The organism is Micromonospora sp. DT46, assembly GCF_049841735.1.
Taxonomy (GTDB): domain Bacteria; phylum Actinomycetota; class Actinomycetes; order Mycobacteriales; family Micromonosporaceae; genus Micromonospora; species Micromonospora reichwaldensis.
Window position 1 is genome coordinate 156,107 of the sequence record NZ_JBNCKW010000005.1, and the last position, 20,675, is coordinate 176,781.

At 74.9% G+C, this 20,675-nt stretch carries 15 protein-coding genes and 1 pseudogene; 4 read left to right on the forward strand and 12 right to left on the reverse strand.

The genetic code is table 11. From position 1 onward, the window contains the following. Positions 1 to 36 precede the first annotated feature (36 nt). On the reverse strand, positions 37 to 837 hold the full coding sequence (locus tag ACLQ20_RS15010; RefSeq protein WP_358116688.1) for an SGNH/GDSL hydrolase family protein: 801 nt from the start codon (positions 835 to 837) through the stop codon (positions 37 to 39). A 200-nt stretch (positions 838 to 1,037) separates the two neighbouring features. Between ACLQ20_RS15010 and ACLQ20_RS15015 the strand changes: the two genes are divergently transcribed. Further along, positions 1,038 to 2,570 (forward strand): M1 family metallopeptidase, encoded by a 1,533-nt coding sequence (locus ACLQ20_RS15015; protein WP_425856052.1) that lies wholly within the window; start codon positions 1,038 to 1,040, stop codon positions 2,568 to 2,570. A 472-nt stretch (positions 2,571 to 3,042) separates the two neighbouring features. Here the strand turns inward: ACLQ20_RS15015 and ACLQ20_RS15020 are convergent, their stop codons facing one another. Both ACLQ20_RS15020 and gltB read right to left on the reverse strand, forming a co-directional pair. Next, a complete protein-coding gene (locus tag ACLQ20_RS15020) occupies positions 3,043 to 4,551 on the reverse strand; it encodes a glutamate synthase subunit beta (protein ID WP_151456317.1) in 1,509 nt (502 codons plus the stop codon). Further along, entirely contained in the window at positions 4,544 to 9,265 is a 4,722-nt protein-coding gene (gene gltB / locus ACLQ20_RS15025) for a glutamate synthase large subunit (protein ID WP_425856054.1), read from the reverse strand. The genes ACLQ20_RS15020 and gltB overlap by 8 nt, the downstream gene beginning before the upstream one ends. A 146-nt stretch (positions 9,266 to 9,411) precedes the next feature. On the opposite strand from gltB, the gene ACLQ20_RS15030 reads away from it, so the two are divergent. Then, a complete protein-coding gene (locus tag ACLQ20_RS15030; RefSeq protein ID WP_425856056.1) occupies positions 9,412 to 10,257 on the forward strand; it encodes a GNAT family N-acetyltransferase in 846 nt (281 codons plus the stop codon). A gap of 33 nt (positions 10,258 to 10,290) precedes the next feature. Here the strand turns inward: ACLQ20_RS15030 and ACLQ20_RS15035 are convergent, their stop codons facing one another. Beyond that, entirely contained in the window at positions 10,291 to 11,478 is a 1,188-nt protein-coding gene (locus ACLQ20_RS15035) for an FAD-dependent oxidoreductase (RefSeq protein WP_151456314.1), read from the reverse strand. 13 nt (positions 11,479 to 11,491) lie between these two features. Next, positions 11,492 to 12,679, reverse strand: coding sequence for a prolipoprotein diacylglyceryl transferase (lgt, locus tag ACLQ20_RS15040; protein ID WP_425856058.1), 1,188 nt, complete (start codon positions 12,677 to 12,679; stop codon positions 11,492 to 11,494). Positions 12,680 to 12,780: 101 nt separating this feature from the next. Between lgt and ACLQ20_RS15045 the strand changes: the two genes are divergently transcribed. Continuing rightward, positions 12,781 to 13,320: an NUDIX hydrolase gene (locus tag ACLQ20_RS15045; protein WP_425856060.1), complete on the forward strand. Its 540-nt coding sequence runs from the start codon at positions 12,781 to 12,783 to the stop codon at positions 13,318 to 13,320. Between the two features lie 152 nt (positions 13,321 to 13,472). Here ACLQ20_RS15045 and trpA read toward each other — a convergent pair whose 3' ends face one another. The 3 genes from trpA to trpC all read right to left on the reverse strand — a co-directional run bounded on the left by trpA (position 13,473) and on the right by trpC (position 16,431). After that, positions 13,473 to 14,276 (reverse strand): tryptophan synthase subunit alpha, encoded by an 804-nt coding sequence (gene trpA / locus ACLQ20_RS15050; RefSeq protein WP_425856061.1) that lies wholly within the window; start codon positions 14,274 to 14,276, stop codon positions 13,473 to 13,475. Positions 14,277 to 14,280: 4 nt separating this feature from the next. Further along, positions 14,281 to 15,519, reverse strand: a complete 1,239-nt coding sequence (trpB, locus tag ACLQ20_RS15055) for a tryptophan synthase subunit beta (RefSeq protein ID WP_151454262.1) — start codon at positions 15,517 to 15,519, stop codon at positions 14,281 to 14,283. A gap of 108 nt (positions 15,520 to 15,627) precedes the next feature. Further along, positions 15,628 to 16,431, reverse strand: coding sequence for an indole-3-glycerol phosphate synthase TrpC (gene trpC, locus ACLQ20_RS15060; RefSeq protein ID WP_192581374.1), 804 nt, complete (start codon positions 16,429 to 16,431; stop codon positions 15,628 to 15,630). A gap of 489 nt (positions 16,432 to 16,920) precedes the next feature. Between trpC and ACLQ20_RS15065 the strand changes: the two genes are divergently transcribed. Next, positions 16,921 to 17,178 (forward strand): hypothetical protein, encoded by a 258-nt coding sequence (locus ACLQ20_RS15065; RefSeq protein WP_151454286.1) that lies wholly within the window; start codon positions 16,921 to 16,923, stop codon positions 17,176 to 17,178. Here the strand turns inward: ACLQ20_RS15065 and ACLQ20_RS15070 are convergent. The 4 genes and pseudogenes from ACLQ20_RS15070 to ACLQ20_RS15085 form a co-directional block, all read right to left on the reverse strand. After that, the gene (locus ACLQ20_RS15070) at positions 17,171 to 17,800 is read right to left on the reverse strand and encodes a Trp biosynthesis-associated membrane protein (protein ID WP_358116671.1); all 630 of its coding nucleotides are present in this window, start codon (positions 17,798 to 17,800) and stop codon (positions 17,171 to 17,173) included. The two genes, ACLQ20_RS15065 and ACLQ20_RS15070, sit on opposite strands and share 8 nt — an antisense overlap. After that, positions 17,797 to 19,383: an anthranilate synthase component I gene (locus tag ACLQ20_RS15075; protein WP_425856062.1), complete on the reverse strand. Its 1,587-nt coding sequence runs from the start codon at positions 19,381 to 19,383 to the stop codon at positions 17,797 to 17,799. The genes ACLQ20_RS15070 and ACLQ20_RS15075 overlap by 4 nt, the downstream gene beginning before the upstream one ends. Further along, positions 19,380 to 19,817 (reverse strand): phosphoribosyl-AMP cyclohydrolase, encoded by a 438-nt coding sequence (hisI, locus tag ACLQ20_RS15080; RefSeq protein ID WP_311411668.1) that lies wholly within the window; start codon positions 19,815 to 19,817, stop codon positions 19,380 to 19,382. The genes ACLQ20_RS15075 and hisI overlap by 4 nt, the downstream gene beginning before the upstream one ends. A 180-nt stretch (positions 19,818 to 19,997) precedes the next feature. Then, a pseudogene (locus ACLQ20_RS15085) lies at positions 19,998 to 20,594 on the reverse strand (phosphoribosyl-AMP cyclohydrolase); the annotation flags it as partial. Positions 20,595 to 20,675: the final 81 nt, after the last annotated feature.

The following is a 20,675-nucleotide window of genomic DNA, read 5'->3' on the forward strand; positions in this document are numbered from 1 at the left end:
AGGAAGGTGCCCTTCCTTACCACGTGAACAGGGCCGTCAGCCGGTGACGGCGTTGAGGGCCGGGAGGTAGCCGTACCGGTAGCCGTCGGCGTCGGGGTGGTACGCCTCGATGACGCCGCTGACGTCGCGGATCCACGGGTCGGCCGCGCAGACCCCGTGCCCGGCGAAGTAGGGGCGGGTGTCGGCGAACGTGGCGCCGGCCGCGGCGGCCCGGCCGGAGATGACGGTGGCGAGCACGTCGGCGGCCTCGTTGAGGATGGTCCGCTTGTAGGTGCTCATCGCCAGCAGCCCGCAGGAGCCGGTCTCGAACAGCCGCGGGTAGCCGAGCACGATCAGCCGCGCGTTGGGCGCCCGGTTCCGGATGGCCGCGTAGGTGGCGTCCAGCCGGCCCGGCAGGGTGGTGGTGGCGAACGCCTTCGACTCGTTGACGGCGTTGGTGCAGCTCGACGTGCTGCCGAAGCGGCAGCTGGTGATCACGTCGGCGAAGCCGGCGTCGTTGCCGCCGATGGTGATGGTGACCAGGGTGGTGCTGGCGCTCAGCGAGCCGACCTGGTTGTTGATGACGTCGGAGGTGACGGCGCCGCCACAGGCGGGGAACGTGAAGCTGGTGACCGCGTTGGCGGCGGCCCACAGCGGGGCGTACGACTTCTGGCTGCGCAGGCAGGTGGACGGTTCGTACGGGCCGGCGCCGACGCCGGAGGAGTAGGAGTCGCCGAGGGCCACGTAGTTGACGGCTGCGGCGGCCTGGGCGGTGCCGGGGGCGAGCAGCGCGCCGAGGGCGGCGGTGGACAGGGCGACCAGCGTGGCGAGGGCACGGGCCAGCGGGCGGTGGGGCATGAGGGGGACCTCCACGGGACAGGGGGTGGTGGGCCCGGTGACCGCGCGCGTGGCCAGGGACGGGGGCTTGTTACCAGGCGGTAATGCTATCGAAACATTCAGATCAATGGAATGGGTCGGATCGGGCGACGGGACCAACATGTTCACGATCGTCGATTAGGTTGGCCGGTGCGTACACCCCGACGGAGGGAGTCCACCCCGTGCGACGCGCTCTCACGGCGGCCATCGCCGCCCTGACCGTCACCACCGCCGGCGGCCTGGTCGCCGGCACCCCCGGCCAGGCCGCCCCACCGGCCCTGGGCCGGCCCGTCCCCGCCGCCGCACCGCAACCCGGCGGCCCGGGACTGGGCGACAGCTACTTCCCCGACTACGGCAACGGCGGCTACGACGTCCAGCACTACGACGTCCGGCTGCGCTACGACCCGGCGACCGACCTGCTCACCGGCACCACCACGATCCTGGCCCGGGCCACCGAGGACCTGTCCCGGTTCAACCTGGACTTCCTGCTCGACGTCGAGTCGGTACGGGTCGACGGCTGGCAGGCCACGGCCACCCGCGAGGGCGTGCACGAGCTGGCGGTCACCCCGCGCCGCGCGATCACGGCCGGCAAGCAGCTCACCATCGTGGTGCGCTACTCGGGCGTGCCGTCGGAGACACTGGTCGGCGGCTACACCGGCTGGACCCGCACCGCCGACGGGGCGATGGTGGTCAACGAGCCGGAGTCGGCCTGGTGGTGGTTCCCCAGCAACGACCACCCGCAGGACAAGGCCACCTTCGACGTCTCCGTCTCGGTGCCGACCGGCGTCGAGGTGATCAGCAACGGCGTCCAGCCCCGCCCGCCGCTGGCCGAGGCGGGCAACCGCACCCGGTGGAGCTGGCGGACCACCTCACCCACCGCCACCTACCTGTCCTTCCTCGCCATCGGCCAGTACGACATCGTCACCGACACCGCGCCGAACGGGCAGCCGGTGGTCAACGCGTACAGCGCCGGCCTCGGCGAGCTGGGGCCGGCCGCGCGGGCCAGCATCGGGCGCACGGCCGAGGTCGTCGAGTGGTGCAGCGGGATCTTCGGGCCGTACCCGTTCGAGGCGCAGGGCGGCGTGGCCGGGCCCGTCGACGGCATCGGCTTCGCCCTGGAGACGCAGACCCGCCCGGTGTACGGGCCGGGCTTCTGGCGCCGGGGCGCCAACACCTACGTGGTGGTGCACGAGCAGGCCCACCAGTGGTTCGGCAACTCGGTCTCGCTGACGGACTGGAGCGACATCTGGCTGAACGAGGGCTTCGCCTCGTACGCGGAGTGGCTCTGGTCGGAGGAGCAGGGCGAGGGCACCGCCCAGGAGCTGTTCGACTTCACGTACGCCAGCTACCCGGCCGACGACGGGTTCTGGCAGGTGCCGCCGGGCGCACCCGGGCCGGGCAGGATCTTCGACGCCGCCGTCTACGACCGGGGCGCGATGACGGTGCACCAGCTGCGGCTGGCCATCGGCGACGAGGCGTTCTTCGCACTCCTGCCGGCCTGGACGGCCGCGCACCGACACGGCAACGCCACCACCGCCCAGTTCCAGGCCCTGGCCGAACGGATCTCCGGTCTGGACCTGGACGACTTCTTCACCACCTGGCTGCTCACCCCCGGTCGGCCGGACGTGCCCGGCGCCGCCCGCAAGGCCGGCCCGCCGGCCGAACCGAAGTCCTGGACCAAGCTCCGCGAGTCGCACCAGCTCCTGACCCGCTGAGCGGGTGCGGGTGCCCGCCGACTCACGGGCGGGTACCCGCGCCCGGTGCGCCAGAGGCGGACCGTGCACGCGCCGGGCGGGATGCCTCCGTCGGCCACGTCGATGGCGGCGCGCACGATGCGGTCCACGGACAGGTCGGTCGACGCTGTCGAGGTGATGTCGTAGACGATTCACCCGCCGTCCACGGGACGGACGCCACCCGCCGTCCACGCGACGGACGCCGACCAACCCCGAGCGGCGCCCACCCAGGGTGTGCACGGCGTTGCCGAAGCCCTGATCCGTCTACGACATCAGCTCGACAGCGCGGACACCGGACAACCGGCAGGGCGCCGAGCGCCGGCAAGGCCGGCGACAAGCCCGTCCGAGACGGGCCCGCCCAAGACAGGCCCGCCCAAGACAGGCCCGCCCGAGACAGGCCGCTGGAACAGGTCTCTTCGGGACAGGCCCGCCCGGGACAAGCCGGGATCACCGGTCAGCGCGCGGCCAGGGGTTGGCGGGCCGGATCCACCGGGGCGGGCAGGGTGCCCGTCCCGCCCAGGTGGGCGTGGATGGCGGCGGCCGCGGCCCGGCCCTCGGCGATCGCCCAGACGATCAGCGAGGCGCCCCGGTGCATGTCGCCGGCGACGAAGACGCCGTCGGTGCCGGTCTGCCAGTCGGACCGGGCGTCGATCGCGCCACGGGCGTTGCGGCCGACCCCGAGCTGGTCGAGCAGCGGCTGCTCCTCGGTGCCCTCGAAGCCGATCGCCAGCAGCACCAGGTCGGCCGGCAACTCCCGCTCCGAGCCGGGCACCGGGGTGACGATGCGCCGCCCGTCGCGCTTCTCCACGGTCACCTCGGCGATCCGTACCGCCCGCACCTGGCCGGTGCCGTCGTCGACGAACTCCTGGACCGCGACGGCGAAGACCCGCTCGCCGCCCTCCTCGTGCGCCGGGTAGCTGCGCAGCAGCCACGGCCACGTGGGCCACGGGTCCCGGGCCTCGTCGCGCGCCTGCGGCGGCTGCGGGTAGAGGTCCAACTGGTGTACGCCGGCCGCGCCCTGGCGGTGCGCCACGCCCAGGCAGTCCGCCGCCGTGTCGCCGCCACCGATGATCACGATGTGCTTCCCGGCCGCGTCGATCGGGTTGCCGTCGGGCAGCACCGCCGTGTCGGGCCGGCCGCCCGCCGCCGCGGCGACCACCCGGTTGGCCGCGACGAGGTGGTCCATCGCCTGGTGTACGCCACGCAGCCCGCGCCCCGGCGTCTCGGGGGTGTCCCGGCCCCGCAGCGCGCCGCAGGCGAGCAGCACGGCGTCGTGCTCGGCGCGCAACTGCTCGGCGGTGACGTCCACGCCGACGTTCACCCCGGTGCGGAAGCGCACCCCCTCGGCGGAGAGCTGGGCCAGGCGCCGGTCGATGTGGACCTTCTCCAGCTTGAAGTCGGGGATGCCGTACCGCAGGAGGCCGCCGATCGCGTCGTCGCGCTCGTACACCGTGACGGCGTGACCGGCGCGGGCGAGCTGCTGCGCGGCGGCGAGGCCGGCGGGCCCGGAGCCGACCACGGCGACCGAGCGGCCCGTCGGCGCCGGGGCCGGGCGCGGCAGCAGGCCGCCCCGGACGACGGCCGCGTCGGCGATCTCCACCTCGACCTGCTTGATGGTGACCGGCTGCCCGCCACCGATGCCGAGCACGCAGGCCGCCTCGCAGGGCGCCGGGCAGAGCCGGCCGGTGAACTCGGGGAAGTTGTTGGTGGCGTGCAGCGAGTCCACCGCGGCGTCCCAGTTGCCCGTGCGGACCAGGTCGTTCCAGTCCGGGATGCGGTTGCCCAGCGGGCAGCCGTCGTGGCAGAACGGGATGCCGCAGTCCATGCAGCGGGTGGCCTGCTCGCGGATGAGCTCCTCGCCTGCCGGCGGGTACACCTCGCGCCAGTCGCTGATCCGCACCGGCACCGGGCGGCGCGCGGGCAGCCGCCGGTCGTAGCGCAGGAAACCGTTCGGGTCAGGCACGAGCCACCTCCTGGACCGTCACCCGCGGGGCGGGCAGGGTCGGAACAGACGAAGCGGAGGGCGCCGACTGCGCAGCTGGGGCGGCATTCACCGCGAGTGCGCTCATCACCGCGTCGTCGACGTCGCGGCCGGCGGCTTCGGCGGCCCGCATGATCTCCAGCACCCGGCGGTAGTCCCGGGGCACCACGGCGGTGAACTCCGCCACCGCTTCCGGCCAGCGCTTGAGCAGCCCCTCGGCGACCGCCGAGTCGGTCTCGGCGAAGTGCCGCTGCACCAGCTCGTGCAGCACCGCCTGCTCCTCCCCGGACAGCGGCGCCAGGTCGACCAGCTCCGCGTTGACCCGGCGGCGGTCCAGCCGGTGCACGAAGGCCATGCCGCCGGACATGCCGGCGGCGAAGTTGCGGCCGGTCGGGCCCAGCACCACCACGGTCCCACCGGTCATGTACTCGCAACCGTGGTCACCGACGCCCTCGACGACGGTCACCGCGCCCGAGTTGCGTACGGCGAACCGCTCCCCCACCCGGCCGCGCAGGAACAGCTCGCCCGCGGTGGCCCCGTAGAGGATGGTGTTGCCGGCGATGGTCTGGTCCTCGGCCCGCTGCCCCGGCTCGGCCTCGCCGTCGAGGAAGGGGGCGGCGGCGTCCGGCCGCACGACGAGCCGACCGCCGGAGAGGCCCTTGCCCACGTAGTCGTTGGCGTCGCCGTGCAGCCGGAGGGTCACCCCGCCCGGCAGGAACGCGCCGAACGACTGGCCGGCGGTGCCGCGCAGCGTGAACTCGATCGTGTCGGCGGGCAGGCCGGCCCCGCCGAAGCGGCGGGTCACCTCGCCGCCGAGCATCGCGCCGACGCTGCGGTGCTCGTTGCGCACCGCCACCTCCACCCGCACCGGCGTACCGTCGGCCAGCGCCGGCCCGGCCAGGGCGATCAGCTCGTTGTCCAGCGCCAGCTCCAGCCCGTGGTCCTGGGCCCGTACGCCCCGGCGCGCGGCCCCGGCCGGCAGCTCCGGCAGGTGCAGCACGGGGGTCAGGTCCAGCCCGCCGGCCTTCCAGTGCGCGATCGCCGGGGCGACGTCGAGCAGCTCGGCCTGCCCGATGGCCTCCTCGATCGACCGCAGGCCCAGCTCGGCCAGGTAGCCGCGGACCTCCTCGGCGAGGAACAGGAAGAAGTTCTCCACGAACTCCGGCCGGCCGGTGAAGCGTTCCCGCAGCACCGGGTTCTGGGTGGCGATCCCGACCGGGCAGGTGTCGAGGTGGCAGACGCGCATCATCACGCAGCCCTCGACGATCAGCGGCGCGGTGGCGAAGCCGAACTCCTCGGCGCCGAGCAGCGCCGCGACCAGCACGTCGCGGCCGGTCTTGAGCTGCCCGTCGACCTGCACGGTGACCCGGTCGCGCAGCTTGTTGAGCAGCAGCGTCTGCTGCGCCTCGGCCAGCCCCAGCTCCCAGGGGGTGCCGGCGTGCTTGAGCGAGTTCAGCGGGGACGCGCCGGTGCCGCCGTCGTGGCCGGAGATCAGGATGACGTCGGCCTTGAGCTTGGCCACGCCCGCCGCGACGGTGCCGACGCCGACCTCGCTGACGAGCTTGACGTGCACCCGGGCGGACGGGTTGACGCACTTCAGGTCGTGGACGAGCTGCGCGAGGTCCTCGATGGAGTAGATGTCGTGGTGCGGGGGCGGGGAGATCAGGCCGACGCCCGGCGTGGCGTGCCGGGTACGGGCGATCCACGGCCAGACCTTGTTGCCGGGCAGCTGCCCGCCCTCGCCGGGCTTGGCGCCCTGCGCCATCTTGATCTGGAGATCGTCGGCGTTGACCAGGTATTCGCTGGTCACCCCGAACCGGCCGCTGGCGATCTGCTTCACGGCGGAGCGGCGGGCCGGGTCGTGCAGCCGCTCGACGTCCTCGCCGCCCTCGCCGGTGTTGGACTTGCCGCCGAGGCGGTTCATCGCGATCGCGAGGGTCTCGTGCGCCTCCGCCGAGATCGACCCGTACGACATGGCGCCGGTGGCGAACCGCTTGACGATCTCGGTGGCCGGTTCGACCTCGTCGAGCGGCACCGGGGGCCGCACGCCCGTACGCAGGGTGAACAGCCCGCGCAGCGAGCCGGCCGCCGCGGCCAGCTCGTCGACCTTGGCCGTGTACTGGCGGAAGACGTCGTACTGGCGGCTGCGGGTGGCGTGCTGGAGCAGGAAGACCGTCTCCGGGTTGAACAGGTGCAGCTCACCCTCGCGGCGCCACTGGTACTCGCCGCCGACCTCCAGCCGGTCCGACGCCACGGCGCCCGGCGGCGGCCAGGCCACGGCGTGCCGGGCGGCGACCTCGGCGTGGATGCCGTCGAGCCCGATCCCGCCGATCTTGCTCGGGGTGCCCCGGAAGTAGCGCTGGACCAGCCGCGCGTCCAGCCCGACGGCCTCGAAGACCTGCGCCCCGCAGTACGACGACACCGTCGAGATGCCCATCTTGGACATGATCTTCAGGACGCCCTTGCCGAGGCCCTTGACGTAGTTGCGCACGGCCTTGGCCGGATCCGTGCCGACCAGCGCCCCGGTGGAGATCATGTCCTCCACCGACTCGAACGCCAGGTACGGGTTCACCGCCGCCGCGCCGTAGCCGATCAGCACCGCCGCGTGGTGCACCTCGCGGCAGTCGCCGGACTCGACGATCAACGCCACCTGGGTGCGGGTCTGCTCGCGCACGAGGTGCTGGTGCACGGCGGCGGTGAGCAGCAGCGACGGGATGGGGGCGAGGTCGGCGTTGGAGTCCCGGTCCGACAGCACCAGGATGCGTACGCCGTCCTCGATGGCCTCGGAGACGTGCCGGCAGATCTCCGTCAGCCGGGCCTTGATGCCGGCGCCGCCCTCCCGGACCCGGTAGAGCCCGGAGACCCGGACCGCCTTGAAGCCGGGCAGGTCGCCGTCCTCGTCGATGGAGAGGATCTTCGCCAACTCGTCGTTGTCGATCACCGGGTACGGCAGCACGATCTGCCGGCAGCTCGCCGGGCCCGGGTCGAGCAGGTTGCCCTCCGGCCCGATGGTGGACGCCAGGCTGGTCACCAACTCCTCGCGGATGGCGTCCAGCGGCGGGTTGGTGACCTGCGCGAAGAGCTGGTGGAAGTAGTCGTAGAGCAGCCGCGGCCGGGTGGAGAGCGGGGCGATCGGGGTGTCGGTGCCCATCGAGCCGAGCGGCTCGGCGCCCGTACGCGCCATCGGCGCGAGCAGGATCTTCAGCTCCTCCTCGCTGTAGCCGAAGGTCTGCTGGCGGCGGCGTACCGAGTCGTGGGTGTAGACGGTGTGCCGGCGCGGGGGCAGGTCGGTCAGCTCGATCAGGCCGGCGTGCAGCCAGTCGGCGTACGGCTGCTCGGCCGCCAGCTCCGCCTTGATCTCCTCGTCGTGCACGATGCGGCCGGCGACGGTGTCGACCAGGAACATCTTGCCCGGCTGGAGGCGGCCCTTGGCGACCACCCGGGCCGGGTCGAGGTCGAGCACGCCCGCCTCGCTGCCGAGCACCACGAGCCCGTCGTCCGTACGCCACCAGCGCCCCGGGCGCAGCCCGTTGCGGTCCAGCACGGCGCCGACGACCTCGCCGTCGGTGAAGGCGACCGAGGCCGGCCCGTCCCACGGCTCCATCAGGCTCGCGTGGAAGCGGTAGAAGGCGCGCTTGTCGACGGCCATGTCGGGGTCGTTCTCCCACGCCTCCGGGATCATCATCAGCACGGCGTGCGGCAGGCTCCGCCCGGCCAGGTGCAGCAGCTCGAGGACCTCGTCGAAGTTCGCCGAGTCGGAGGCGGCGGGGGTGCAGACCGGAAAGACCCGGCGGATGTTGCCGGGAAAGTTCGGGGTGCGGAGCAGCGCCTCGCGGGCCTGCATCCAGTTCCGGTTGCCCCGGATCGTGTTGATCTCGCCGTTGTGCGCGATGAGCCGGTACGGGTGCGCCAGCGGCCAGGACGGGAACGTGTTCGTGGAGAACCGGGAGTGCACCAGCGCGATCGCGCTCTCCACCCGCGCGTCGGCCAGCTCCGGATAGAACGCCGGGAGCTGGTCGGGAGTGAGCATGCCCTTGAACACCATGGTCCGCCCGGACAGCGACGGGAAGTAGGCCGGCACGCCCCGCTCGGCGCTCTCCCGCTCGGCCTGCTTGCGCACGCAGAACGCGACCCGCTCCAGCTCGACGCCGCCCAGCGGCGACCCGGCCGGCCCGGCCGCCGAGCCCGTGAGCCGGCGCGCGGCGAGGAAGAGCTGCCGCACCCGGGGCATCGCCGCGAGGGCGGTCTCGCCGAGGCCGCTCGGGTCGACCGGCACGTCCCGCCAGCCGAGCACGTCGGCCCCCTCGACCAGCGCGTACTTCTCCACCACGCGGCGCGCGCGGGCCTCGGCGGCGTCGTCGTCGGGAAGGAAGACCAGGCCGGTGGCGTACTCGCCGGCGGGCGGCAGCGGGAAGTCCACCACCGCGCGCAGGAACGCGTCCGGAATCTGGATCATGATGCCCGCGCCGTCGCCGGTGTTGGGTTCCGCGCCTCGGGCTCCCCGGTGGTCCAGCCGGCAGAGCGCGTCGAGGCCGTTGACCACGACCGCGTGCGAGCGCCGCCCGTGCAGGTCCGCCACGAAGGCCACACCGCAGGCGTCGTGCTCCTGCGCGGGGTCGTAGAGCCCGGCCGCAGGCGCTCCCGGGCCGAGGTGCGGGGCCTGCTTCGGGCTGCTGTGAGGGTACGGAAAGGCCACCGGGCCTCCTGTCGTCGCTCAGGGTGGATCTCGATCGGGACGACGTCGGCCCTCAAGGGTCTATTGAGTCTACGTTAGGGTCCGGAGCGCAAGGCCAGTGCAGATTGATCACACCTTCCAGACTCTGGGACGTGTAGTCTCGCGCGGTGGATTTTCTTGACAGGGACCTGTTCGGCCGGTTGGAGCACTTCTACGACGCGGTGCCCCGGGACGCGGCGCGTACGGAGGAGTACGGCCCGCTCGTACTGTTCGTCAGGGAAGGCGCCGGCTGGCCGTTCTACGCCCGGCCCCGGCTCGACGCCACCGGTGCGCCGTCGCTGGCCGACATCACGGCCGTACGCGAGCGGCAGCGCGAACTCGGCCTGCCCGAGGCCCTCGAATGGGTGCACGAGACCACCCCCGACCTGCTGGCCGTGGCCCGCTCGGCGGGGCTGGCGGTGCTGGAGGCGCCGCTGATGGTGCTCGACCCGGCCGCCCTGCCCGACCCGGGCACCCTCACGGACGTACCGCTGCGGATGCTCGACGCGGCGACGCCCGACTTCGCGGCGGACGTGGCGGCGCGGCGGGCGGTCGCCGCCGTCGGGTTCTCCGCGGCCGGCACCGAACCCGGCGACGCCGGCACCGCGCAGCGCGACGCCGCGATGGCCGAGCTGGACGAGGCCGCGCTCGACGAGGAGCGGACCCGCGTCGCGGACGGCCGGCGCCTGTCCGTGCTGGCGGAGACGCCCGCCGAGGGCGCGCTGGCCAGCGGGATGGCGATGCGCGTCGGCGACGTCGCCGAGATCGCCGGCGTGGCCACCCTGCCGGCCGCCCGCCGCCGTGGCCTGGGCGCGGCGGTCACCGCCACGCTCGCCCGCGAACTGCTGGCCGCCGGCACCGACCTGGTATTCCTCTCGGCGGGCAGCGAGGACATCGCCCGGGTCTACCTGCGCGTCGGCTTCCGTCGCATCGGCACCGCCTGCATCGCCGAACCCACCCCGGTCACCCCCTGACCAAGCCCTCGGGCGGCACATCGGCCCGGCGGGTCAGGTCGGGGGGCGCCACTGGGCGGCCGTGGTGGCGGCCGTGGAGAGGAGGCGAGGGCTGAGGGCGCCCAGGGCTACGTCGCGGGCGCGCAGCGCCAGCGGGCCCCGGGCCTTCAGCACCGCCGACATCCGGCGGGTCTGCCGGACCACCGTCGCCGCCCGGGGCCGGCGCACCCGGTCGTACGCGACCACCGCGTCGGGCAGGCGGGACTCGCGCAGCAGCGAGGCGAGGGTGGCGGCGTCCTCGAAGGCGAGGCAGGCGCCCTGGCCGAGGTGCGGCGGCATGGCGTGGGCGGCGTCGCCGAGCAGCACCACCCCGCCCGGGCCGGTCGGGAAGCCGTACGACCTCGGCAGCGGCCGCAGCTCGCGGATCTCCTGCTGCACCAGGTCCGCCGGGTCGGTGGCGTCGAGCAGGTCGGCGATCGGCGCGGGCCAGCCCGCGTACCAGCGGCGGAGCAGGGCGAGCTGGGTCTCCGGCGGCTCCGGGCGGGGCGCGCCGACGGCGGTGGCGACCCAGTAGATGCCGCCCCGGCTGGAGCCGCCGGAGGAGCCGCGCTCGCCGAGCGAGGCCGACACGAAGCGGTAGCCGGCACCGAGCACCTCGCCGCCGACAGGCCGGTCGGCGGGCAGCTTCGGGGCCCGGTACCAGGGGATCACCGCCCGCCAGGCGGCGCAGCCGGAGCTGACCACGCCGGACTCGGGGGCGAGTTGCCGGCGCAGCGCGCTGTCGGTGCCGTCGGCGGCGACGACCAGGTCGGCCTCGATGGTGTGCCGGCCGTCGCCGACCGAGGGGCGCTCCCCGGAAACGGCGCGGACCGTCCGCACGGTCACCCCGGTGCGCAGCTCGACCTCGTCGCCCAGGCCGGCGATGAGCGCGTCGTGCAGGTCCTCCCGGTGCACCACCACCGGCATCCGGTCGGCCGGCGTGGGGCGGGGCTGCACCAGCCAGTGCCCGTCCGGGCGGCGCACCCCGCCGTCGGGCAGCCCTGTGGCGATCGCCTCCAGGCCGGCGCCGAGGCCCAGGGCGCGCAGCGCGCGTACGCCGTTGGGCCAGAGCGCCACGGCGGTCGGCTCGGGGCGGACGCGGTCGGCACGCTCCAGCAGGGTGACCCGCCAGCCGGAGCGGGCCAGCGCGCCGGCGACCGCGAGGCCGCCGATCCCGGCGCCGACCACGACCGCGCTACGCATCGGGTGCTCCTCCTCAGCTGTCGCGCTCGGCGGGCCGGGTGCCCGTGGCCCCGGCCCGGTCCTGCGGGATCTCCCCGGCGGGCGCGGCACCGTCACCGGCGGATCCCGGGGTGTCCTCCGCACCGGCCGTCCCGTCCGACGGCGCGTCCACCGAGCCGGGCGTGGCCGCCCCGTCCGGCTCGGCCGGCGTCTCGCCGGTCTCCTGCCAGTGCCGGTACTGCTCCTCGCTCACCACGCGGTAGCCCTCTGGGGCGGCCGGCCCCGCGCCGGCCTCCTGCGCGGACAGGTCGACCTGCGAGACGTCGGAGCCGACGGCCGGCTCCGCGGTCGCGGCGGCGCCGATGGGAACGACGTACTCCCGGGGGCCGCGCACCCGCACGAAGTAGGCGAGGGCGCCGAGGAAGACCAGGCCGGCGGTCCACACGTTCAGGCGTACGCCGAGGATGGTGTTCGCCTCGTCGGTGCGCATCAGCTCGATCCAGAACCGCCCGGCCGTGTAGCCCATGACGTAGAGCGCGAACGCCCGTCCCCGGCCGAGGCGCAGCTTGCGGTCGAGGACGAGGACGAGCGCGGCCACGCCGACGTTCCACAGCAGCTCGTAGGCGAACGTCGGGTGGTAGAGGCCCGGTTCGAGGATCGGCTTGCCGGCGTCGTCGCGCAGCGCGTGGCCCGGGTTGTCCGGGTCCATCCGGTGGATCTCCAGACCCCAGGGCAGGGTGGTCCGGCCGCCGTAGAGCTCGTTGTTGAACCAGTTGCCGAGCCGGCCGATCGCCTGGGCCAGCGGCAGGCCGGGGGCCAGCGCGTCGGCGACCACCCCGAACGGGATGCCGAGCTGCCGGGCCGCGAACCAGGCGCCGACGGCCCCGCCGGCCACCGCGCCCCAGATGCCGAGACCGCCCTCCCAGATGGCGAACGCCTTCATCGGGTCGCCGCCGGTGCCGAAGTACTTCTCCGGAGAGGTGATCACGTGGTAGATGCGGGCGCCGACGATGCCGGCCGGCACCGCCCAGACCGCGATGTCGAGGACCGCACCGGGGGCGACGCCGCGCTGGCGCAACCGCCGCTCGGTGACCCAGCAGGCCACCACGATGCCGACGATGATGCACAGCGCGTACGCCCGGATCGGCACCGGTCCGAGCTGCCAGACGGCGGTGCTGGGGCTCGGCAGGGCCGCCTGGGGAGTCAGCGAGGCGAGAGTCACGGATGCACACGCTACCGCCGTGGCCCCCTCCGGTGGCACCCCGGTCCACCGTCCGCCGGTCCCGGTGACTTCTGGTTTGCGCCGCCGTAGGCTCTTTGTCCATGAGCGCGCTCACCTGGGCGGTCGCCGCGGTCGTCACCGACGACGCCGGCCGGGTGCTGCTGTGCCGGCAGGGCCGGGGTGAGCGCCACGGCCTGCCCGGTGGGCGGCTGCGCCCGGCCGAGAGCCCCGTGCACGCGGTCACGCGCGACATCCGGGCCGAGACGGGGTGGGACGTCGAGGTCGTCGACCTGGTCGGCCTCTACCACCTCGCCGGGCGGTACGGGGCGGTGCTCGCCGGTCCGGCCCCGGCGGCCGGGCGTGCCGGGCCGCTGCCCGACGTCCTGGTGCACGTCTTCCGGGCGCGTACGCGGGGGTCGGGGCCGGCCGGCGAACCGGTGGGCGGCTGCCGGCCGTCCTGGCACCACCCCTCGGCGCTGCCCGAGGCGCTCACCCCGACCACCCGGGCGGCGCTCACCGACGCCCTGGCGGGCCGCTCCGGCGTGCTGCGTGACACCGTCCCGGGCGCCCCGGCGCCGACGGCGGGCCACCCACCGGGGCAGCGGAGCACCCCGCCGGCCGACCGGGCACCGCACCCCTGACCTGGGCGGCACGGGAAGCCAGGCACCGCACCCCTGACCCGGGCGGCACGGGAAGCCGGGCACCGCGCCACCGACCCGGGCGGGACAGGAGGCCGGGCACCGCACGGCTGACCCGGGGCGAGCGGGCGGGAGGGCGGCTGGGGGCGGTCCGGTCAGCGGGTCGGGTTGCGGACGCCCTCGGCGAGTTCCCCGCTCAGCGCGCGCAGGGCGGCCAGCCCGGACGCCTCGTCGGGCGCGTCGAGCAGGCAGCGGATCAGCGCGCTGCCGACGATGACGCCGTCGGCGTAGCCGGCGACCGTGCCGGCCTGCGCGCCCGTGCCGACGCCCAACCCGACGCCGACCGGCAGGTCGGTGACCTCCCGCGTGCGGGAAACCAGGATCGGGGCCGCGTCGGAGGTCTTCGCCCGGGCGCCGGTGACACCCATGATCGCGGTGGCGTAGACGAAGCCCCGGCAGTGCTCGACGGTCATCGCCAGCCGCGCGTCGGTCGAGGACGGCGAGACCAGGAAGGTGCGGTCCAGCCCGTACGCGTCCGAGGCGGCGAGCCACTCGCCGGCCTCCTCCGGGATCAGGTCGGGGGTGACCAGCCCGGTGCCCCCGGCCGAGGCGAGGTCCCGGGCAAAGGCGTCGACGCCGTAGCGCTCGACCGGGTTCCAGTAGGTCATGGTGACCACGGGCGCCCCGGTGGCCGCGACGGCCTCGATGACCCGCAGCGTGTCGCGGGTGCGTACGCCGCCGGCGAGGGCGATGTCGCTGGCCTTCTGGATCACCGGGCCGTCCATCACCGGATCCGAGTACGGGATCTCCACCTCGATGACGTCGACGCCGGCCTCGACCATCGCGGTCATCGCGGCGATGCTGCCCTCGACGGTCGGGAAGCCGGCCGGCATGCAGCCGACCAGCACGGCCCGCCCGTCGGCGCGGGCCTTGTCGAAGGCCACCCCGATCCGGCTCACGTTCTCACTGCTCCTTGTCGAGGATGCCGAAGTAGTCGCCGGCGGTGTGCACGTCCTTGTCGCCCCGGCCGGAGAGGTTGACCACGATCGTCGGCTCCCGACCCAGCTCGGCGGTGAGCTTCGGCGCGATCTTGAGGGTGCCGGCGAGCGCGTGCGCGCTCTCGATCGCCGGGATGATGCCCTCGGTGCGGCAGAGCAACTCGAACGCCGCCATCGCCTCCTCGTCGGTGACCGGCAGGTACGTCGCCCGGCCGCTGTCGTGCAGCCAGGCGTGCTCCGGCCCGACGCCCGGGTAGTCCAGCCCGGCGGAGATCGAGTGCGACTCGCACGTCTGCCCGTCGGCGTCCTGGAGCACGTACGTCCGGGTGCCGTGCAGCACCCCGGCGGACCCGCCGGTGATGCTGGCCGCGTGCCGGCCGGTCTCCACCCCGTCGCCGCCGGCCTCGAAGCCGTAGAGCCGCACGTCAGGGTCGCCGACGAAGGCGTGGAAGATGCCCAGCGCGTTGGAGCCGCCGCCGACGCAGGCGGTGACCGCGTCCGGCAGCGCGCCAGTCAGGTCCAGGCACTGCTGGCGCGCCTCGTCACCGATGCCCCGGACGAAGTCGCGGACCATCGCCGGGAAGGGGTGCGGCCCGGCGGCGGTGCCGATCAGGTAGTGGGTGTCGTCGACGTTGGCGACCCAGTCGCGCATCGCCTCGTTCATCGCGTCCTTGAGGGTGCGCGAGCCGTTGGTGACGGGGACGACGGTGGCACCGAGCATCCGCATCCGGGCCACGTTGAGCGCCTGCCGCTCGGTGTCGACCTCGCCCATGTAGACCACGCAGTCGAGATCGAACAGGGCAGCGGCGGTGGCGGTGGCGACGCCGTGCTGGCCGGCCCCGGTCTCCGCGATCACCCGGCGCTTGCCCATCCGCCTGGTCAGCAGGGCCTGGCCGAGCACGTTGCGCACCTTGTGCGCCCCCGTGTGGTTGAGGTCCTCCCGCTTGAGCAGCACCCGCGCGCCCAGCTTGGCGGAGAACCGCTCCGCCGCGTAGAGCAGCGAGGGAGTGCCGGCGTAGTCGCGCAGCAGGGCGCCGAACTCGGCCCGGAACGACTCGTCGGCCATCGCCGCGCGGTGCGCCGCGTCCAGCTCGTCGAGCGCCGCGACCAGCGCCTCCGGTACGAACCGGCCGCCGAACCGGCCGAAGTGACCGGCGGAGTCAGGCAGCGGACCGGCCGCGGCGGCCGTCACGTCGGCGCTCATGCCGGCACTCCGCTTCGCTCCGTGCCGCCATGAGGCAACTCCGCACTGAGCCTGAAGATTCGCTCGCTCATGGGATCGTCCTCTCGGTGCTGACGAACCGGCGCGGGGTCAGCGCACCGGGCGGGGCGTGGCCGGGTGGTTGCCGGCGTTGACCAGCTCGGCCACCGCCTCGCGGGGGCTCTTCTGGGTGACCAGACCCTCGCCGACCAGGACCGCGTCGGCGCCGGCCGAGGCGTACCGGATGAGGTCGTGCGGGCCGCGCACCCCCGACTCGGCGATCTTGACGACGCTGCTGGGCAGGCCGGGCGCGATCCGCTCGAACACCGAGCGGTCGACCTCAAGGGTACGCAGGTTGCGGGCGTTGACCCCGATGACCTGGGCGCCGGCCTCCAGGGCGCGGTCGGCCTCCTCCTCGTCGTGGACCTCGACCAGCGCGGTCATGCCCAGCGACTCGATCCGCTCCAGCAGGCCGACGAGGGCGTTCTGCTCCAGCGCGGCGACGATCAGCAGCACCAGGTCGGCACCGTGCGCGCGGGCCTCGTGCACCTGGTAGCTGGAGACGACGAAGTCCTTGCGCAGCACCGGGATGCGGACGGCGGCGCGGACGGCGGCCAGGTCGTCGAGCGAGCCGCCGAACCAGCGGCCCTCGGTGAGCACGCTGATCGCCCGCGCCCCGCCGGCGGCGTAGTCGCCGGCCAGGTCGGCCGGGTCGGCGATCTCGGCCAGCCGCCCCTTGGACGGCGACGAGCGCTTCACCTCGGCGATCACCGCGACGCCCGGCTTGCGCAGGGCCGCGTACGCGTCGAGCGGCGGCGGCGCGGCGGCGGCCAGTTCGCGGATCCGCTCCAGCGGAACCTGCTCCTGGCGCCGGGCGACGTCCTCGCGCACGCCGGCCAGGATCTCGTCGAGCACGCCTACGGACGCTGCCGTACCGGCGTCGTCCCCCTCCGCGTGCGCATGCTCAGCAGTCACCAACGGACTCCCCTCTCCGGGTGTCATGGGCCGATGCTAGGGGGCGCCACCTGGCGACGGCCGCCGGGGGTATGGCGTGCCTCACGAGATGGGCTGGGGCATAATGGCCGACCTCCGGTGAACGGGATGTCACGCAGGGCGACCGCACCCAGCGACGAAAGACACCCGACCATTCCCGCCCCCACCCCCCGGTCATCGACGTGATCCTATCTGAGGGTGCGGCCGGCCGCCCGGCCCGGCGACCGCCGCGGACGCCGGTCGATGGTGTGACCTACCTCAAGGCCGAACGGCCCTTTGCCTGGTGGCGGCCCTGCGAGCAGTGTTGACGTGTCGGTCACCACGGCGAAACGTGAACCAGCCAGCATCGTCCTCGGGCAGACTCGATGACGCGCCTGCCCCACCGTCACCAACGATCCTCGCGGGGTGATCATGAGCACTGTCGAGCCGCACCAGCCCATCGGACTGACGACCGTCTCGCGCACGGTCGCATCGCTCGCCGTCGGCGTGGTCCACACCCTCGAGCGCGCCGTGGTGGGCGAGGCCCGCATGCGGACCGCGCGGGGCAACGCCTGGGAGGCGGTCTGCGCCGACCGGGCCCGGGCCGAGCAGCGGGCCGAGCTGGACCGCCTGGTGGCGGAGCTGGCGGCGGCCCGGGCCGCCGCCCGCGAGCACCAGCCGGTCAGCTGACCGTCGGGTCCTCGCCCCGGTCCAGCGCGTCCCACGCCTCGGTGGTGTGCCGGCCGGTGACCCGGTCGCCCTCGCCGCGGGCGGCGGGCGCGGCGTCGCCCGCGGGCCGCCGCTCGTAGCGGGCGCCCATCGCCGGCCAGTGCCGCCCCCGCAGCGCCGTCAGCAGCCCGCCCGCCGTGGCGAGCACCCCGCCGAGCAGGCAGAGCGCCGGCCACTGCCGGGCGACCTCGCCCTCGAACGCCGCGACCAGGCCGTAGCCGCCGCCGGCCGCCACGGCCGCGCCGAGCACGCACAGCAGCCCGCCCAGCAGCCGCCGCGCCCGTCCCCGGGTGGCGAGCACGGCCCCGCCGCCGGCCAGCCCGACCAGGGCCAGCGCCGGCAGCCAGGGCAGCAGGCCGGCGCCCGTGCGGGCGTCGCGTACCGGCGGCAGCGGGGTGGGCCGGGCGGTCAACTCGACCGCCCAGGTGCGGGTCGACGCCCACAGCGCCAGGCCCGCGCCGGCCACGCAGAGCAGCACGGCGTACGTCAGCTCGCGCCGCTGCGTGCCGGACCGCGCGCCCCCGCCCGCGTCGGCGGCCGGAGTCGTCCCCGGCTCCTGGCCGCGCGGCTCGGCGGCCGTCATCGGGCGGGCCGGAGGGTCTCGGCGGCGGCGATGGCGGCGAGCACGGCCGCGGCCTTGTTCCGGGTCTCCTGGTCCTCGGCTGCCGGGTCGGAGTCGGCAACCACCCCCGCCCCGGCCTGCACGTACGCCCTGCCGTCGCGCATCAGCGCGGTGCGGATCGCGATCGCCATGTCCAGGTCACCGCCGAAGCCGAAGTAGCCCACGGTGCCGCCGTAGATGCCGCGCCGGACCGGTTCCAGCTCCTCGATGATCTCCATGGCCCGCACCTTGGGCGCGCCGGAGAGGGTGCCGGCGGGGAAGGTCGCGGCCAGCGCGTCGAAGGCCGTACGGTCCTCGCGCAGCGTGCCGACCACGGTCGAGACGATGTGCATGACGTGGCTGTAGCGCTCGATGGTGGCGAACTCCGGCACCTCCACCGTGCCCGGGCGGCAGACCCGGCCCAGGTCGTTGCGCCCCAGGTCGACCAGCATCACGTGCTCGGCGCGCTCCTTCGGGTCGGCGAGCAGCTCCGCGGCGAGGCGGGCGTCGGCCTCGGGGGTGCCGCCGCGCGGCCGGGTGCCGGCGATCGGGTGCAGCAGCGCCCGCTGCCGCCCCTCGGCGTCGCTGGTCACCTTCAGGTGCGCCTCCGGCGAGGAGCCGACGATGTCGAAGCCGTCGAAGCGCAGCAGGTACATGTACGGGCTGGGGTTCGTCGTGCGCAGCACGCGGTAGACGTCCAGCGGGTCGGCGTGCGTGTCCCGCTCGAACCGCTGGGCCAGCACGATCTGGAAGCACTCGCCGGCCCGGATCGCCTCCTTGGCCGCCTCGACGGCCTTCGGGTAGCCGCCCTCGGGCGTACGGCTGCGCACCTCGCCCGCCGGGGGCCGCCCGACGGTCGAGACCATCGGCGGGATCGGCCGCGACAGCGCGGTGGTCATCGCGTCAAGCCGCCCGACCGCGTGGTGGTAGGCCGCCGTGACCTGGGCGTCCCGGTCCGGCTCGGCCAGCGGCGGCAGGATCGCGTTGGCGACCAGGATCGCCGAGCCGTCGTAGTGGTCGAGGACCACCAGGTCGGTGGCGAGCATCATGCCCAGCTCGGGCACGCCCAGGTCGTCCTCGGTCAGCTCGGGCAGCCGCTCGAAGCGCCGGATCAGCTCGTAGCCCAGGTAGCCGACCATGCCGCCGGTCAGCGGGGGCATGCCGCTGGCCGCCTCGAACGCCGGGCCGGCGAGCGCCTCGACGGTCTCGCGCAGCACCCGGACCGGGTCGCCGGAGGTGGGCAGGCCGGCCGGTGGGTGGCCCGTCCACACCGCCGCGCCGTCCCGCTCGGTCAGCGTGGCGCTGCTGCGTACGCCGATGAACGAGTAGCGCGACCAGGCCAGGCCGGCCGAGCCGACGCCCTGCTCGGCCGACTCCAGCAGGAACGTCCCCGGGCCGCCGGCGAGCTTGCGGTAGACGCCGACAGGGGTCTCCGCGTCGGCGAGCAGCCGGCGGGTGACCGGCACGACCCGCCAGCGGGCGGCCAGCTCGGCGAAGGTGGCGAGGTCGGGGCTGACCGCGCCGTCGGTGCGGGAGCCGCCGGGCGTGACCCGCTGCGCGCTCACCGGGCACCCGCCCCGTCCCCGCCGACCGGCAGCTCGGTGAAGAAGCAGGTGCGGTGCCCCGTGTGGCAGGCCGCGCCGACCTGGTCGACGTCGACCAGCAGCGCGTCGCCGTCGCAGTCCAGCGCCACCGCGCGGACGTACTGGTGGTGCCCCGAGGTGGCGCCCTTGACCCAGTACTCCCGGCGGCTGCGCGACCAGTAGGTGGCCCGGCCGGTGGTCAGGGTGCGGTGCAGCGCCTCGTCGTCCATCCAGGCGACCATCAGCACCTCACCCGAGTCGTGCTGGCGCACCACGGCGGCCACCAGGCCGTCGGGGGTGCGGCGCAGCCGGGCGGCGATGGCCGGGTCGAGCCGGGACGGACGGACCGCGCCGTCGGCCGCGGGCTCCTGCGGACTGGGGTGGGCGCCGGTCACGGGCGCGTCAGGTACGGGCACAGTGACCCATTGTCCCGCACGCGGGGCGGGCACGGGTGACGGCTCCCGCCGGGGCCGCGGCGGCCGGTGGGCGGGCCGGGTCAGCTGGTCGACGTAGCGGTCCAGCCGGCCGTCGGTCAGGGCGTCGGCCAGGTCCCCGCCGGCGGCCCGCGCGACCTCGGCGGCGTACGGGCGGACCAGCGGCAGGACGCCGGTGACGAGGCGGGCCGCGGCGGCGCAGAGCTGGCCGACGGAGCCGGGCCGCAGGCCGAGGCAGAGCAGCAGGTCCTCCCGGTAGTGCGGGGGCGCCACCGGCAGGTCGAGGGCGGCGGCGAAGGCCGCCCGCCGGGACGTCACCCGCACCGTGGGGTTGGCCAGCCGCAGGACCGACGGGCAGAGCCGGGCCAGATCGGCGGCGGCCAGCCGGACGCCGAGGTGGTCGTCGGCGTCCCGCGCGCCGGCCACCTTACCGAGCGTCGCGATCAGCTCCTCCAGCTGCGGCTCGCCGGCGGGGTGGCAGAGCACCGGCAGGTCGATCCGGGGCCGCCAGTGCGGGTCCGCCCACAGCAGCCGGACCGGCGCCGTCACCGGCAGCCCGAACGCCCATTCGGCGGGCTCGCCGAGGCGGGTCAGCCAGGAGTTCACGTCGCGGGCGGCCACCGAGACGTGGGTCAGCCGGCCCCCGTGCTCGGCCAGGAACGCCCGGCGGGCGGCGTACGGGGCGCCGTCGAGCAGCACGTCGACGTCGACGTCGCTGTGTGCGGTGGCGGCCCGCCGGGCGTGGCTGCCGCGCAGCATGATGCCCACCACGGGCTGCTCGGCACCGGCCCGCAACCGGGCCGCCCATTCGCCGAGGAACCTCTCGTCCGGTGACGCAGC